This is a genomic window from Halomonas eurihalina (genome assembly GCF_008274785.1).
Lineage (GTDB): Bacteria > Pseudomonadota > Gammaproteobacteria > Pseudomonadales > Halomonadaceae > Halomonas > Halomonas eurihalina.
Genome location: NZ_VTPU01000001.1, coordinates 236,951 through 251,955, shown reverse-complemented (window position 1 = coordinate 251,955; position 15,005 = coordinate 236,951). Strand labels below are relative to the sequence as shown.

19 protein-coding genes and 1 pseudogene are annotated in these 15,005 nt (G+C 61.8%); 12 read left to right on the top strand and 8 right to left on the bottom strand.

The genetic code is table 11. From position 1 onward, the window contains the following. The first annotated feature begins 13 nt into the window (after positions 1–13). From FZZ93_RS01365 to FZZ93_RS01345, 7 genes and pseudogenes are all read left to right on the top strand, one after another. A complete protein-coding gene (locus tag FZZ93_RS01365; protein ID WP_149320532.1) occupies positions 14–1,294 on the top strand; it encodes a class II D-tagatose-bisphosphate aldolase, non-catalytic subunit in 1,281 nt (426 codons plus the stop codon). Between the two features lie 52 nt (positions 1,295–1,346). Beyond that, positions 1,347–1,477 (top strand): annotated as a pseudogene (locus FZZ93_RS18485) (IS30 family transposase); the annotation flags it as partial. Positions 1,478–1,747: 270 nt separating this feature from the next. Then, complete coding sequence (locus FZZ93_RS01360) at positions 1,748–1,918, top strand: transposase (protein WP_149320531.1); 171 nt, start codon at positions 1,748–1,750, stop codon at positions 1,916–1,918. 320 nt (positions 1,919–2,238) lie between these two features. Next, a complete protein-coding gene (locus FZZ93_RS01355) occupies positions 2,239–2,424 on the top strand; it encodes a DDE-type integrase/transposase/recombinase (protein WP_149320530.1) in 186 nt (61 codons plus the stop codon). A 113-nt stretch (positions 2,425–2,537) separates the two neighbouring features. After that, positions 2,538–2,669 carry a hypothetical protein gene (locus FZZ93_RS18605; protein WP_281290346.1) on the top strand — a complete coding sequence of 44 codons (132 nt, stop codon included), beginning with the start codon at positions 2,538–2,540 and terminating at the stop codon, positions 2,667–2,669. Between the two features lie 154 nt (positions 2,670–2,823). After that, positions 2,824–3,282: a (2Fe-2S)-binding protein gene (locus FZZ93_RS01350; protein WP_149320529.1), complete on the top strand. Its 459-nt coding sequence runs from the start codon at positions 2,824–2,826 to the stop codon at positions 3,280–3,282. 11 nt (positions 3,283–3,293) lie between these two features. Next, a complete protein-coding gene (locus tag FZZ93_RS01345; protein ID WP_149320528.1) occupies positions 3,294–5,558 on the top strand; it encodes a xanthine dehydrogenase family protein molybdopterin-binding subunit in 2,265 nt (754 codons plus the stop codon). A 53-nt stretch (positions 5,559–5,611) separates the two neighbouring features. On the opposite strand, the gene FZZ93_RS01340 is transcribed toward FZZ93_RS01345, so the two are convergent. Next, the gene (locus tag FZZ93_RS01340) at positions 5,612–6,406 is read right to left on the bottom strand and encodes an SDR family NAD(P)-dependent oxidoreductase (protein ID WP_149320527.1); all 795 of its coding nucleotides are present in this window, start codon (positions 6,404–6,406) and stop codon (positions 5,612–5,614) included. Positions 6,407–6,566: 160 nt separating this feature from the next. Between FZZ93_RS01340 and FZZ93_RS01335 the strand changes: the two genes are divergently transcribed. Genes FZZ93_RS01335 through FZZ93_RS01325 form a run of 3 tightly spaced genes read left to right on the top strand, consistent with a single transcriptional unit; the run spans position 6,567 to position 8,203 of the window. Continuing rightward, positions 6,567–7,121 carry a GNAT family N-acetyltransferase gene (locus FZZ93_RS01335; RefSeq protein WP_187774426.1) on the top strand — a complete coding sequence of 185 codons (555 nt, stop codon included), beginning with the start codon at positions 6,567–6,569 and terminating at the stop codon, positions 7,119–7,121. Beyond that, on the top strand, positions 7,108–7,680 hold the full coding sequence (locus tag FZZ93_RS01330) for a GNAT family N-acetyltransferase (RefSeq protein WP_223111747.1): 573 nt from the start codon (positions 7,108–7,110) through the stop codon (positions 7,678–7,680). Before FZZ93_RS01335 ends, FZZ93_RS01330 begins: the two co-directional genes overlap by 14 nt. 46 nt (positions 7,681–7,726) lie before the next feature. After that, the gene (locus FZZ93_RS01325) at positions 7,727–8,203 is read left to right on the top strand and encodes a 2-thiouracil desulfurase family protein (RefSeq protein WP_149320525.1); all 477 of its coding nucleotides are present in this window, start codon (positions 7,727–7,729) and stop codon (positions 8,201–8,203) included. Between the two features lie 159 nt (positions 8,204–8,362). On the opposite strand, the gene FZZ93_RS18480 is transcribed toward FZZ93_RS01325, so the two are convergent. Next, positions 8,363–9,304 carry a GNAT family N-acetyltransferase gene (locus tag FZZ93_RS18480; protein WP_246146054.1) on the bottom strand — a complete coding sequence of 314 codons (942 nt, stop codon included), beginning with the start codon at positions 9,302–9,304 and terminating at the stop codon, positions 8,363–8,365. 294 nt (positions 9,305–9,598) lie between these two features. Here FZZ93_RS18480 and FZZ93_RS01300 point away from each other — a divergent pair, with 294 nt between their 5' ends. Next, on the top strand, positions 9,599–9,847 hold the full coding sequence (locus FZZ93_RS01300; protein ID WP_149320524.1) for a helix-hairpin-helix domain-containing protein: 249 nt from the start codon (positions 9,599–9,601) through the stop codon (positions 9,845–9,847). On the opposite strand, the gene FZZ93_RS01295 is transcribed toward FZZ93_RS01300, so the two are convergent. The 3 genes from FZZ93_RS01295 to FZZ93_RS01285 all read right to left on the bottom strand — a co-directional run bounded on the left by FZZ93_RS01295 (position 9,832) and on the right by FZZ93_RS01285 (position 12,037). After that, a complete protein-coding gene (locus FZZ93_RS01295) occupies positions 9,832–10,134 on the bottom strand; it encodes a winged helix-turn-helix domain-containing protein (protein ID WP_149320523.1) in 303 nt (100 codons plus the stop codon). The two genes, FZZ93_RS01300 and FZZ93_RS01295, sit on opposite strands and share 16 nt — an antisense overlap. Positions 10,135–10,167: 33 nt before the next feature. Further along, complete coding sequence (bioA, locus tag FZZ93_RS01290; protein WP_149320522.1) at positions 10,168–11,469, bottom strand: adenosylmethionine--8-amino-7-oxononanoate transaminase; 1,302 nt, start codon at positions 11,467–11,469, stop codon at positions 10,168–10,170. 103 nt (positions 11,470–11,572) lie between these two features. Next, positions 11,573–12,037, bottom strand: coding sequence for an Lrp/AsnC family transcriptional regulator (locus tag FZZ93_RS01285; protein WP_149320521.1), 465 nt, complete (start codon positions 12,035–12,037; stop codon positions 11,573–11,575). 118 nt (positions 12,038–12,155) lie between these two features. Between FZZ93_RS01285 and FZZ93_RS01280 the strand changes: the two genes are divergently transcribed. Beyond that, entirely contained in the window at positions 12,156–13,112 is a 957-nt protein-coding gene (locus FZZ93_RS01280; protein WP_149320520.1) for a nucleoside recognition domain-containing protein, read from the top strand. 127 nt (positions 13,113–13,239) lie between these two features. On the opposite strand, the gene FZZ93_RS01275 is transcribed toward FZZ93_RS01280, so the two are convergent. The 3 genes from FZZ93_RS01275 to FZZ93_RS01265 form a co-directional block, all read right to left on the bottom strand. Continuing rightward, positions 13,240–13,542, bottom strand: a complete 303-nt coding sequence (locus FZZ93_RS01275) for a hypothetical protein (protein WP_149320519.1) — start codon at positions 13,540–13,542, stop codon at positions 13,240–13,242. A gap of 254 nt (positions 13,543–13,796) precedes the next feature. Continuing rightward, positions 13,797–14,123 carry a hypothetical protein gene (locus FZZ93_RS01270; protein ID WP_149320518.1) on the bottom strand — a complete coding sequence of 109 codons (327 nt, stop codon included), beginning with the start codon at positions 14,121–14,123 and terminating at the stop codon, positions 13,797–13,799. Positions 14,124–14,317: 194 nt separating this feature from the next. After that, positions 14,318–14,986, bottom strand: coding sequence for a dihydrofolate reductase family protein (locus FZZ93_RS01265; RefSeq protein WP_149320517.1), 669 nt, complete (start codon positions 14,984–14,986; stop codon positions 14,318–14,320). Positions 14,987–15,005: the final 19 nt, after the last annotated feature.

Below are 15,005 nucleotides of genomic sequence, written 5' to 3'. Positions count from 1 at the left end.
GGGAAGTACGCCCATGAATATCCACTTGCAGAGATATCTGACCCCTGAACAGGCCGGAATCTGCTCCGTTTGCTCAGCACACCCTGCAGTCATCGAAGCCTCGCTGGCGTTTGACCGTGATACAAAGCGTACCGTACTGATCGAGGCCACGTCCAATCAGGTCAATCAGTTCGGGGGGTACACGTCTATGCGCCCAGCTGATTTCCGCGCGTATGTCGAAAGGATTGCCGAAATCGTAGGTTTCGACACGCAAAGGCTTTGGCTCGGAGGGGATCATCTGGGGCCCAACCCCTGGAGCAGTAAACCTGCTGAAGAGGCCATGCAATTGGCCGAAGCCATGGTGCGGGAGTACGTCGAGGCCGGGTTTACCAAGATTCACCTGGATGCCTCCATGCCTCTGGGTGGCGATGAGATTCCGCTGGATGCTCGCTTGGTCGCTGAGCGTGCGGCGCGCCTGTGTCGCGTGGCAGAGGCTGCTGCTTCTGCGGAGTCTCCGCCGGTTTACATTATCGGCACCGAGGTTCCGATTCCCGGCGGTGAGACCGAGGGACTGGAAGCGGTTTCTGTCACGACGTCAGCGCGGTTTCAGGAAACGGTGGCAACTCATCGTGATGCCTTTCAAGCCGCAGAGCTGATGTCCGCTCTGGACAGGGTCCTTGCCGTCGTCGTGCAGCCTGGGGTGGACTTTTCCGATCAGGATATCATGCCCTTTGATCCCATCGCGGCACGAGAGCTCATCACGGCAAGCACTGAGGAGCCCAGCTATGTCTTTGAGGCGCACTCCACCGACTATCAATCGACCGAGTCGTTGGCGGCCTTGGTCCACCAGGGTTTTGTTATTCTGAAAGTCGGTCCGGAGTTGACCTTCGCTTACAGGGAAGGCCTATTCGCCCTTGCAGCGATCGAACAGGAACTGATCGAGCCGAGCTCCCGCTCACATCTTCGTAACGTCATCGAGCAAGTGATGTGTGACGAACCCGCTGCCTGGCAAGCTTATTACCACGGCGATGCGCAGACACAGAAATGGTTGAGAGGGTTCAGCTATTCGGATCGAATTCGTTACTACTGGAACCATCCCATTGTCTCAGTAGCGGTCAATAAGCTGATGGCTAACCTGCGAGCCATCGATATTCCCATGCCATTACTTCAGCAATACTTCGGCCTTGAATCCCACAGTTGGAAAGCGCCTTCCCACGGAGCGCAGCAACAGGACCTACCAGTCCGGCTGCTGGAGCAGAAACTATTCGCGGTACTCAAGCGCTATCGCTATGGATGCGATAATTCTACCCTTTAAAATATACACCAAGGATCATCGACCTGGTTCTGGTCAAGGTTGAGAAACATGAATGCCTGGCCATTGGGTAGTGACTTGATCAAGGGCAGGGACAACGCCTCAGCCATCGACACCTTGACGGTGCTCCCCAATGGCTGTCTGATCCTCGGCAAAGTGAACGACACCACCGCTATCTTAGCGGTGGCACGAATTCTACTTGCGTGCCACGAACTTGCTCTGCCCCCTGAAAACTCTAGGTTCCGGTGGCCCAACCTTGGGGAAAGGCCCTGAGCCATATGCTGACATTCCGCCAGAAACCGGTCCACCGACAATGTGAGATTTCCGCGATGTTTACTCTGATAGCAGGAGATCATTGCGATGAAGTGCAACCGATATATCGAAGAGCAGATCATCAGCATCCTCAAGGCCAGCGAGCGCGGCGTATCGTTCGCCGAACTGGCCCGGTAGAACGGCGTGACCGAACAGACTTTCTACCACTGGAAGGCCAAGTACAGCGGCATGGAAGTTTCGGAGGCCAAGCGCCTGTGCGAGCTGGAGACAGAGAATGCCCGACTGAAGAAGCTGTTGGCGGAAAGCGCCCTCGACAATGCCGCGCTCAAAGAGGTCGTCTCGGGAAAGTGGTGACGCCCGAAGCGAAGCGGCGGGCGGTAAAGCACCTGGTGATAGGCGGCTGGCTCTGCCAGCGAAGGGCCTGCCGACTACTGGGCCTGGCACGACCAGTGGCTCGGTATCAGGCGATACCGCGAGACGATGCGCTGCTTCGGACATGCCTTCAAGCTTTAGCGACGGGCTACCCCCGATACGGCTACTTGCTACTGCATGCGCTGTTGCGTCAGGAGGGGCTAGTGATCAACGCGCAAGCGTACCTACCGGCTTGTACTGCGAGGATGGCCTATTAAGTTCGGACCCGCCGGTGCAAATGGCTGGTGTGGCCAAGGACGCCGATGGCGCTACCGAACAGGCTCAACCAGCGCTGGTCGATGGACTTCGTTTCGGATCAGTTGGCCTCGGGGCATCGATTCCGCGTGCTGAACATCGTGGATGACTTCAGCCGGGAGTGTGTCGGTCAACTGGTGGATACGTCCCTATCCGGGCGTCACTTGGCTCGGTTCCTGGACGTGATCACGTAGCAACGCCCACTGTCTACTTTGATTGTTTGCGGCAACGAACCTGAGCTGACCAGCAAGGTGATGTTCTTCTGGGCACGTGAGCGGAAGGTAGCGCGGCCAGCGTCGACTACCTGATGTACTCCGGTTATGTGACGCTCGCCTACCTGTTCGCCCACGCCGTGAAGCAGGCCAAGGAAGTGCCCTGGCCGCCGGTACTGATGATGCCGCCTGCGGCGGGCCTTGCCCGCCGCTTTTTTATGGCCTGACGCGGGGCAGTGTCGATTTTGGCCGCTACGATCCCTGGCTGGATGCCTGAAGTAGACCGCGTGAATGGCACGAGCTGCTATCTTGTCTAGTCGCCTGACAGTTTTCGGTGCAGCAAGCGCCGAGAATAACAAGACGCGATGAGGAGACGCGCAAATGGCGACCTTGACGATCAATGGACAGACCCATGAGCTGGATGTGCCTGACGAAATGCCCTTGCTGTGGGCATTGCGCGATGTGGTGGGCCTGACCGGTACCAAGTATGGCTGCGGCATGTCGTTGTGCGGCGCCTGTACCGTGCATCTGGACGGTGAGGCGACGCGTTCCTGTGTCACGCCCGTCTCGGCGGTGGGGGAGCGCGAGATCACCACGATCGAGGCAGTGGGTGACGAGCGCATCGGCGAGGCGGTGCAGGCGGCCTGGCGCAAGCTCGATGTCGTTCAGTGCGGTTATTGCCAGTCCGGACAGATCATGGCGGCCGTGGCACTGCTCAGTGAAAACGCCGATCCCAGCGACGACGACATCGATTCGGTGATGAACGGCAACATCTGCCGCTGCGCGACTTATGTACGCATTCGCGCCGCCATTCATGAAGCCGCCACTTCCCTGGCATGAGGAGATCGACGATGGGCATTTTCGACCCCAAACCGACGTCCCGGCCCCGCACCGAGGTCGTCAACATCAGTCGTCGTCACTTCCTGCAGGGTTCTGCCGGACTGGCACTGGGCGTCTACCTGTCGCCCCTGCTGATGCGCGGCGGCCGGGTGCAGGCGGAGGAGGCCGCAGCCGGTGAAGGCGATGACTTTTCCCCCAATGCCTTCGTGCGCATTGGCACCGATGGCGCGGTGGTCGTGGTCGCCAAGCATCTGGAAATGGGACAAGGCACCTACACCGGCCTCGCCACCCTGGTGGCCGAAGAGCTCGACGCCGACTGGCGCGATGTATCCGTGGAGGGGGCTCCGGCGGATGCCGAGCGCTACAAGAACTTGGCGTTCGGCATGCAGGGCACCGGTGGCAGTACCGCCATTACCAATTCCTACGAGCAGATGCGGCATGCCGGCGCGACGGCCCGTGCCATGCTGGTGGCGGCCGCCGCTGAACGCTGGCAGGTGCCTGCCGAGGAGATCCATGTGCGCGAGGGGCGCTTGCGCCACGAGCCATCCGGTAACGAGAGCGGTTTCGGTGAGCTGGTCGAAGCGGCTGCCGAGTTGCCGGTGCCGGAGGACGTGACGCTCAAGGATCCCGACGACTTTCGCCTGATCGGCAAGCTCGACACGCCACGCCAGGACAGCCCGGCAAAGACCGATGGCAGTGCCATCTTCACCCAGGACATGACCCGTCCTGGCATGTTGATCGCGGTGCCGGCGCATCCACCGACGTTCGGCGCTACCTTGGCGTCGGTCGATGACAGCAAGGCACGCGAGGTTCCCGGAGTGGTCGGGGTGGTGCGTTTCGCCGGTGGGCCACATCGCTTCGAGGGCGTGGCGGTGCTGGCGGACAACACCTGGGCGGCGAGTCAGGGGCGTGATGCATTGTCGCTGGAGTGGGACGAGAGCGAGGCCTTCACCCAGGGCACGGACGAGATCGTGGCCCACTTTCAGGAACTGGCCGGCCAGGAGGGCAAGGTCGCCGCCCGGCATGGCGATGCCGCCGCAGCGCTGGAGAAGCCCGCGACTCTGGTCGAGGCGGAATATGTCTTCCCCTATCTGGCCCACGCTGCCATGGAACCGATGAACTGCCTGGTGGAACTCGGCGACGACCGCTGCGACATCTGGAACGGCGAACAGTGGCAGACCATGGATCGCCAGGCCGTGGCCGAGCTGCTTGGCATCGCGCCGGAGAATGTCTCGCTGGCCCAGCTATACGCGGGCGGCAGTTTCGGTCGGCGCGCCAACCCGCAGTCCGATTTCGTGCTCGAGGCCGTGTCCATCGCCAAGGCGGCCCGCGAGAATGGTATCGAGGCGCCGGTGAAGATGGTCTGGATGCGCGAGGACGATACCCGTGGCGGCTATTACCGGCCGCTCAACGTGCATCGCGGGCGGCTGGCGCTGGACGAGCAGGGCAAGCTCGTGGCCTGGCATCAGCACCTGGTGGGACAGTCGATCATGACGGGGACGCCCATGGAGTCCGTCATGGTCAAGGAGGGTGTGGACGCGACCTCGGTGGAAGGCGCGGCCAACCTGGCCTATGGCGTGCCCAATCTGCAGGTCGAGCTCACCACGCCCAGTGATATTGGCGTACCGGTGCAGTGGTGGCGCTCGGTGGGACATACGCATACCGCCTTTTCCACCGAGTGCCTGATCGACGAGGCTGCGGTCGCGGCCGAGCAGGACCCGGTGGCCTATCGCCTGGCATTGCTGGACGACAAGCCGCGCCATCGTGGCGTGTTGACACTGGCAGCCGAGCAGGCCGGTTGGGAGAAGCCGCTGGACGCGGGTGCCGAGGGTGAGCAACGGGGGCGCGGCGTGGCCGTGCATGAATCTTTCTCGTCCTTCGTGGCCCAGGTGGCGGAGGTAACCGTCAAGTCGGATGGCAGCTATTCGGTCGACCGGGTGGTGTGCGCGGTGGACTGCGGCGTGGCCGTGAATCCGGACGTGATCAAGGCGCAGATGGAAGGTGGCATCGGTTTTGGTCTTGCTGCGGCCATCTCCGGCGAGATCAGTCTCGACGAAGGAGTGGTTCAGCAGTCCAACTTCCACAACTATCAGGTCCTGCGGATGAACCAGATGCCCGAGGTCGAAGTACACATCGTGTCGTCCAGCGAACCGCCTACCGGGGTGGGCGAGCCAGGGGTGCCACCTATCGCGCCGGCGGTGGCCAATGCCCTGTACGCGGCGATCGGGCAACGCCTGCGTCGCCTGCCGCTGGGGACTTCCTTGACGTTGAGTTGACGGCTCCGGCCTCGCCCGGGGGAAACCGAGCGAGGCCGGACGCAACGAGGCTCTCAGGCAATGCTGTCTACCACGCCGCCGTCCACTCGCAGGGCGGCGCCGCTGGTGGCCGATGCCTGGGGCGAGGCGGCGTAGACGACCATGTTGGCGACTTCCTCGACGCTGGCGGCGCGCTGGATGATCGAACTGGGGCGCTGGGCCATCACGAAGTCTCGCGCGGTATCCTCCATCGACTTGCCGCTCTGCCTCTGTTGCTCGGCAAGCATTTCCTGAACGCCCTCGGAGAGGGTCGGCCCCGGCAGTACCGCGTTGACCGTGACGCCGGTGCCGGCCAGGCGCTTGGCCAGGCCCCGCGACAGTGACAGATAGGCGGTCTTGGTCACACCGTAGTGGATCATGTCGTCGGGGATGTTCAGCGCCGACTCCGACGACAGGAACAGGATGCGTCCCCAGCCGCGCTCGACCATGCCGCCGGCATAGGCCCGCGACAGGCGCACCCCGGACATCACGTTGACGTCGAAGAAGCGTTGCCATTCGTCGTCCGGCGTGTCGAAGAAGTCCTGGGGGCCGAAGATGCCGACGTTGTTGACCAGGATATCGGTGTCGGGCTCGGCGGTGAGCATGGCATCACAACCTTCGGCACTGCCGAGGTCGGCGGCCATGCCGCGGGCATCGGCGTTCGGCACTTGCTGGCGCAGGCGTTCGAGGGCGTCGTCCACAGCAGCCTGCTTGCGCCCGTTCAACACCACGCTGGCCCCGCTGTCGGCCAGGCCCTTGGCAATGGCGAAGCCGATACCTCCGGTGGAGCCGGTGACGATGGCAGTCTTGCCGGTCAGATCGATCTGCATCGAAATCTCCTTGTATCCAGTCGAGTGATATAAATAGCACTCTAACAACTTGGCTGCCCTGTCGCGACCGTGCTCGGGAATGCCAGGGCGAGGTGGCTCGTGGGATGCCTGCGAAGCTGTCATGCTTGGATCTTCACGTGATTCAAGGAGGAAACACGTCATGACTGTCATGCCGTCACGACGCCGCGAGGTTACCCGAGAGATCGCCATTGAGCCGCTGGCTCATCGCCATGCTGCGTCGCTATTCGATGCCGTCGATGCCAGCCGGTGCACGCTTCGCGAGTGGCTGCCCTGGGTGGATGCCACTCGGACGGTCGACGATAGCCGTGCCTTCATCGACTCTGCCATGCAGGAGTGGCAGGCCGGTACCGCCATGCATTTCGCCATTCTGTGGCGCGGCGAGCTGGCTGGCGCTTGCGGATTCAACCGAATCGTGGCGAGCCGACGCATGGCCGCCCTGGGGTATTGGTTGAGTCATGACGTTACCGGCCACGGCATCATCACGGCCTGCGCGCGCGAGTTGCTGACCCTGGGATTCGATGAACTGGGCCTGCATCGCGTCGAGCTGCACTGCGGCGAGCACAACCTGCGCAGCCGTGCCGTGGCCGAGCGTCTGGGCTTCACCGAGGAAGGGCACCTGAGGGAGTGTGAATGGATCGGCGAACGTCCCGTGACGCACGTGGTGTACGGCATGTTGGCGCATGAAGCGAGGTGATGTTGTGGTCGAGAGAGTTCCCGTCACCGTGCGGCGGGCGAGTCCGGATGATGCCGCTGGGATCGCCCATGTGCATGTCCGGGCATGGCAGCTAGCCTATCGCGATATTCTGTTGTGGGATTATCTGGAGAGTCTTTCCGTCACGCAGCAAAAGCGCCTGTGGCAGGACAGGTTGATGCATGGCGAGACTCGAGTGGTGGTGGCCGAGAGTGACGGGCGAGTGGTCGGCTTCTGCGCCTGGGGGCCTTGTCGCGACACTGATACCGCCCCGCATCAGATCGAGATATATACCCTCTACCTGGATCCGGACTATTGGTCCCGTGGGGTCGGTCTGCATCTGTGGCAACATGCCTTGACGGAGATACGTCAGGATTCGCCTTCTCGTATCAGCCTCTGGGTGCTGACCGCCAATGAACGGGCGTTGCGCTTTTATCGCACGGCTGGCTTTGCGTATGACCCAGGCTCGCAGACCTCCTTCGAGCTGGGGGGCGTGACGTTAGGAGAGGTGCGCCTGGTTGGTACTCCCGAAGAGTTGTGGCGCGGGTCATTTCCTGCATGATCGAAAGAACGAAGGTATCGACACGAAGGAAAGGCATGGGAGAGCCATGGAAAAACTGCTGATCAGTGCGTGTCTGCTGGGCCAGCCGGTTCGTTACGATGGTCGGGCCAAGACGCAGCAGAGTGACATCCTGGCGCGTTGGCGTGAGGAGGGGCGATTGGTCACGGTATGCCCCGAGGTGCAGGCCGGGCTTGCCACGCCCCGCGCGCCGGCGGAGATCGAAGGAGGCGGAGGCACTGAGGTACTGGCCAGGGACGCGCGCGTCATGACCCGTGACGGCGAGGATGTCTCCGTGGCCTTCCGGTATGGCGCCGAGCTGGCGCTGGCCCTGTGTCTCCGTCATCGAATCCGCTTTGCCATCCTCACCGAGGCCAGTCCTTCCTGCGGTAGCCAGCGTATTTACGCTGGTCGCTTCGACGGCCGTACGGTGGCCGGGATAGGAGTGACCTCGGCCTTGCTGATGCAACACGGTATCCGGGTGTTCAACCAGGATGAGCTAGAGCGGGTGGCGGCGTTGTTGTGACTGGCCCTGTGGGAGGCGGTCCGAAACCGTGACCAGTGTCGTGGTGCATCGGGCTATCCTGTCCTTATTGCCGGCAATCACTTCTTCGCGGCCGATGTCTATATTGGCTCGCATCTGAGCTGGGGCCTGCGGTTCGGCACGATCGAGAAGCGGCCGGCGTCATGTCAGGTCAGAGCCCTCGTCGACCTGAATGAGCCCGAAGGTATTGCCTTCGGTATCGATGAAATACCCCTGCCAGCAGGTGTCGGGAACGGCGAAGATCGGCAGGGCAACCCGGCCGCCGAGCGAGGCAATGCGCTCGGCGCTGGCGTGGATGTCGTCGACCTCGAAGGAGCAGGTAAAGGCATTGGTGCCGCATTCATCCGGTGGGGTGGCGGCGGGGCGTTTCAGCAGGCCGCCCTGCATGCCGTTGGCCTCGATACGCCAGTAGTCCACCGGCAATCCCTCGACTCGGGTGAATGTCCAGCCGAAGAGTTCGCGATAGAAGTGCTGGGCGCGGTCGGGCGCTTCGGCCTGAATCTCGAAGTAGAGGTGGGGTGTCGTCATTGTGGTGATCTCCGACGTGTGGATGGCATGTCCTGTCGAGCGGCTGCGCCATTGCTGGCGTGTCAGGCGATAGACGAAGCAGTCGTCGTCGCCGAAGCGCCGCTGCTCCAGGAAGCGAAAGCCCAGGCGCTCGTAGAAGCGCTGGGCGCGACGATTCACGGCGAGAGGGTCAATCAGTACTGCCGTGACCCCCGGTGCGGCGAAGCAGTGTTCCAGCGCTCGGCGCATTATGCGACTGCCATATCCTTGCCCGAGATCCCGGGATTCTCCGATCCAGATGTCGATGGCGCGCAGTCCCGACGCGACATTGCCCCAGTAGTGGCTATCTTCAAGGGCGGGATCGATAATCTGGACAAAGCCAATGGGACGACCTTCGATCTCGGCGATCAACTGATCTCGCCAGGGCGGTGTACGGAGCAGCTCCGTCTCCCAGGCCCAGTCATCGTTGGGTGAGGCTGCCTCGACATGGGGCTGGGTATCCCAGTGGCGCAACAGCGGAACATCGTCCGGCATGGCCGGGCGCAGGGTGAGCATGTCGGACTCGTCGGTAGCCATGGTGCTAGCTCATTTCCTCTTGATATTGCAGCCCATCGAGGGCTTCTGCGTGTTGTCGGGGGCCCTCCGCGTCGGGCAGGCGAAAGGAGGGGAGAGGACTATTCAGCGCGAGCATGTTGGAAGGTGTCAGGGACATGATGAATGACGCCTCCTCTCGATATGTCGGTTCAATTCAAGGCCTGAAATAGCCGTTTTCCACGTCGCTCGTATCATCTAGCATAGATCCTGTCGGCCCTACCGGGTGCCGTGATCCGGGGCTGCTGTGTATCTCCATGGAGTGAAAAGGGCCCGGCGATGAGCTTCAGTGACGAGGAAAGGCGAATACTGTTGGACGTTAAGGGCGTCGGTGCGACGGTCATCCAGCGTTTCGAACAACTCGGTTATGGGTCATTGGCCCAACTTGCCAAGGCCGATGTGGAACATGTGGTGAACGAGGCATCGGTACTGGTCGGGGGGAGTTGCTGGAAGAACAGTCCTCAGGCGCGTTCAGCAGTGGCCGGTGCCATTGCGGCGGCGGTAGATAACGTTCAGGTTGGCGGATAACCGAGCGCCTGACGCAGCCGCTCGGCGTGATTGGCCACCCAGCTCGGGTCGATGGGGCCCCAGTCGCGAATCACGTAGTGGCCGATGTTATGGCGCTCTCCGGGAGTCGGTTCGAACTCGCAATGAATGTCCAGTTCGCTCAGTGCTGCCAGGGTATCCTGGGCGGTGCGCCTTGGCATGCCCGTGGCGGCGGTGATGGCCGGCACGCTGTCGGTACCGGCAGCCACCAGGTGGGCCACGTAGAGGCGGCGATAGAAGCTCGACTGAGTCTTGCTGAGTGACGTCATGGTGGGGGCACGTTCGGTGAATGTGCTGCCATGCTACCGAAACCAACCCTTCATTGCGTCGGTGATCTGGCGCATCTCTTCCGGAGAGGTGATGTAGGCGGGCATGGTGTACAGCCAGCGGCCGAAGGCACGCAGCCAGACCCCCTGGTGTCTGGCGAACTCCGCCGCCCCCTCGAGCGAGTCGGCGTCGTGGACCTCGATCGCGGCGGTGGCACCCAGCACGCGTACATCGACCACGGCTGGGTGAGCGTGCAGCGCCGAGTCTTCCAGCAGTTCCGCGCGCAATATGGCATTGAGGGTCGAGATGCGTCCCAGGTAATCGTCTTCCTCGAAGATCGCCAGACTCTCCAGGGCGACACGGCAGGCCAGGGGATTGCCCATGAAAGTGGGGCCGTGCATGAAGGCGTGAAGCCCGCTGTCGCCGATGAAGGTGTCGTGCACACGATCGGTGGCCAGGGTGGCGGCATGGCCGAGATAACCGCCGGTCAGTCCCTTGGAGAGCACCATGATGTCCGGTGTCACCTCGGCATGTTCGGCGGCGAACATGCGTCCCGTGCGGCCGAAGCCGGTGGCCACTTCGTCGAGGACCAACAGGACATCGAATTCGTCGCAAAGCCGGCGGGCCCCGCGCAGGTAGGCGGGTGAGGTCATGTTGAGACCGCCGGCAGCCTGCAGCAACGGCTCCATGAGCAGGGCAGCGATCTCGTGATGATGCGCTTCCAGCACCTCGCGCAGGGCGTCGAGATCCGCCTGAACGGCGTCATCGTCGGCGTCGAACGGGGCGGTGGGGGCCGGCGCGAAGTGATGCTTCGGCAGAAAACCGGCGAATAGCGAGTGCATGCCTTCCTCGGGATCGCAGACCGCCATGCAACCGGCGGTATCGCCGTGATAGGCCTTCATCAGCGATAGCATACGATGCTTGTTTGGCTGGCCGCGCAGGTACTGGTACTGCACGGCCATCTTCATGGCGACCTCCATGCCCACCGAGCCGCTGTCCGAATAGAAGACATGGTTGAGCCCTTCCGGGGTGATGCGCACCAGTTCACGCGCCAGACGGTCGGCGGGCTCATGGGTCAGCCCGCCAAGCATCACGTGGCAAAGCTCATCGGCCTGCTGCTGGATGGCGCGCACCAGGCGGGGATGACGATAGCCATGGATCATGCACCACCAGGAGCAGGTGGCATCCAGCAACGACTCGCCACTTTCCAGGGTGAAACGAGGGCCCTCGCCGCCGACCACCTTGGGGGCGGGAGACTGGGTCTTGAGATGGGCATAGGGATGCCAGACGGGGGATGGGGTCCTGGCAGAAAGGGAATTCCTGGTGGAATCGCTCATCGGGTCTCCGGGCAGGCCATGCAAATGTGCCTCTTACCTTACATGTAAACTTGTATTTTTTTAAGAGTTTACATGGTGAGGCTCGGCTACGGTCGAGCATCGCTCAGTCGGGGATCGGAGACGATGTGTCGAACTTGCTGCGCTTGCGCGAGAGCAGGGTACGGAACTTGCGCATGTTGTCGTCGGCATAAAGGACGTTGTCGCAGAAGCGGTCATAGGCATTCATGTCGGGGACAACGACGATCAGCACGAAGTCGCATTCGCCCGTCACTTGATAGCACTGCTTGACTTCGGATGCGGCGATGGCGCGCTCCTGGAAGCGTTGATAAAGCCTCTTGTGATCCCGCTCCATCGTGACCTCGACCACCATGTGCAGACAGGGCTTCATGGCCTCAGGGCTCAACAGTGCGACCTGGCGCTCGATGATACCAGCTTCGCGCAGTCGCTTGACGCGTTTCAGGCAGGCCGAGGGAGAGAGGCCCACTTCGTCGGCCAGGGCCTGGTTGGTGATGTCGGCGTTACGTTGCAGGCGATCGAGAATGCGGCGGTCGAGATTATCCAATGACATAATATGTGGTAATAAAGAAGAAGTTCGACATAATATAGGTCGTTGTTCGGGCATTTAACAGAAGATTCTGCACTCTGCGGACTAGGATGGTCTCTGTTTTCCTGACATGGAGTCCGCTATGTATATCCGTCGCTGTGCCAGTGCCGGCTGGAAATTGCTGCGCGATGCGTTTTTCGTCTATGTGACCCTGCTCAAGGTACTGATACCGGCATTGCTGGTCGTCAAGGGCCTGGAGTGGCTCGGCGCCATCGAGTGGCTCGGCGAGATGCTGTCTCCGTTGATGGGCTGGCTGGGGTTGCCCGACGCCATGGGCGTGGTCTGGGCGGCGACTCTCCTGACCAATATCTTCACGGGGCTCGTGGTGTTCTTCGAGGTCGCCGGGGACACGTCGTTGAGCGTGGCACAGGTCACGGTGCTCGGCGTTCTGATGCTGGTGGGACATTCTCTGCCTGTGGAAGGGGCCGTCGCCAAACGCGCTGGCGTGCCCTGGTGGGTCACGGTGGCTCTGCGCCTGGGAGGTGCATTGGTGCTGGGCGGCATCTTGCACTGGATCTACTCAACGGGCGGATTGTTACAGGAAACTGCGGAGATCGCCTGGCGCCCGACAGCGGCCCCGGAGGGAGTCCTGGCGTGGGGCGTGTCGCAATTGCGAACCTTGGCGATGGTCTATCTGATCATCCTCGCCCTGATGGTGCTGCTGGCAGTGCTACGGCACCTGGGACTCGAGCGGTTGATCCATCTCGCCCTGACGCCCCTGTTGCGCGTGCTGGGCATCGGTCGGTCGGCGGCCAATACCACTGTGATCGGCTTCACGCTGGGATTGAGTTATGGGGCAGGCCTGCTGATTCGCGATGTCGACGCTGGTGTCATGAGCCGGCGTGACAGTTTCCTGGCGATCTGTTTTCTCGGGCTCTGCCACAGCGTGATCGAAGATACCTTGTTGATTCTGCTGCTGGGAGCGGATCTGACCGGAGTGCTCTGGGCCCGGCTGCTCTTTGCCTGCCTGGTCATCGCCGTGTTGTCTCGATGGCCCGATGGCTGGCGGCCCGCTCGTTGGGGGAGGGCGCGTGTCTGAACAGGGGCGATCAGATCGGGTAAGGCATCTTGGTATGCAAGACTGAAGGCGCCGCCTTGGGTGGGGGCGACGCCTGGCGTCTCAGGGGCGGTATTTCCCGGGCAGGAACTTGTCCCGTCAGCTTTTCTTAGCTGGTGGCTTCGTGGGCCGGAGCCAGGGGATCGCCTGTCACTGCGATATCGGTCATGTGTTGCTGTTTTGCCTGCAGCTTGAGGCGGGCCTTGGTCATGGCGGCGCTGCTGCCTTCGGCCACGATGTCGGATGAGGCATCCGCTACCGGCGCATGGCCCTGAATCTTCTGGTCTTCGGTCTGGCTGGCCGTGGACAGCGGCTCGTTCAATTGCATGGTGAGCGCTGATGCCTGGCCAGCCTGGGCGGCGAGCGGGAGAGCGGCGATGAGCAGTGCTGAGAGCATCGGCTTGATTTTCATGGTGAGTCTCCTTTGATTCGGTGTGTCTCGAGAGGCCTCCCTCTCAATGATTAGTATGCTAATAGATTTAGCAGCCCGAACAAAAGAGACTTAAAATCCATATATGATTCGATATTTTCGAAAACACCTGCATGCCGCAAGCCTCGCGAACCTGGTGAAGGTCAAGGGCCGGTTGGCAGGGTGAAGGCCGGTCGAGGGAAGAGGCCGTTCATTCGGTTCGCGTGGGTACCTGGTGCTATTGGTGGGCCATTTCCTCAGTCATCCCACCGGTCTTCCCAGTCATCGTGCCTGTCTTCCCAGTCATCATGCATGTCTTCCCTGCGTTCCCGGCGGCGCTCTCGACGCTCTTCTGCGCGTTCGCGCGCCTCTTCGCGACGCTCGCGCTCACGTTCCCAGCGCTCTTCCTCTCTTTCCCGCCGGCGTTCCCAGCGATCCTCGTCATCGTCCCTGTCGTATGCGCGATCATACCGATCATCGTCGATGACGATGGCGGGAAGCGAGGCGATGCGCGCTGGCTGATAGGTACAACCCGTCAGGATGGACAGGGCGATGACGGTCGGCAGCAGGAAAATTGGATGCATGATCACTCCAGCGGGAATAGGACCGATGAATACTAGCAAGGCATCGGGGCTTTGCCCTGTGGCGTGATGGCGACACTCGGTGGTAACAAGATGAAAGTGAGAGAGACATCTTGCCGAAGGTTAAAGGGGCGCCTGCCGACACTTTCCCCATCATGGAGCCTGGTAGCTGTCGTACAGCGCTTCGCCGTGGATGGCTAACCTTCCCGTTGCATCTTCTCGCGCCGCGCGACTTCCGCCGGCGTGGGAGGATCCATGGCATAGTCCTCGGTTTTCACCGCACCGTCGCGCACGTACTGGGCCATCACGATCCCGTTGGGGGACACGCGGTGGGAGGCCAGCTTGAACGCTGCAGCCCTTGCGCCATTGTCAAACAGCTTCTTGCCTCCCCCGAGCACTACCGGAAAGGTGAACATCCTGATCTCGTCGACGAGATCGCTGGCAAGCAGTGTTCGGATCAGATCGGTACTGCCCTGGGTGACCAGCGCTGGCCCGTCTTCCCGCTTCAGCCTGGTGACATCGAGTGCCGCGTCACGCAGGGCCACCGAGCCTGTCCACGTCAGTTCCAGGCCCTTGCGAGTCGCAACGTACTTGGTAGTCGAGTTGAAAGCCTTGGCCACGCCATCGTCGGCCCCACCCTCGGCATATGGCCAATGTGCCGCGAAAATCTCGTAGGTCTTTCTCCCGAGCAAAAGGTCGAACGGCTGATTGAACAGCCTGTCGACCTCTTCACCGAATACCTCGTCTATCAGCGGCATGACCCAGCCGCCGTAGTGGAATCCGCCGGTCGGGTCTTCCTGGGGCCCGCCGGGCGCCTGCATGACGCCGTCCAGTGACACGAAGGCGCCGACAATGACGTTGCGCATGAATTTGTCCTCCCGAATT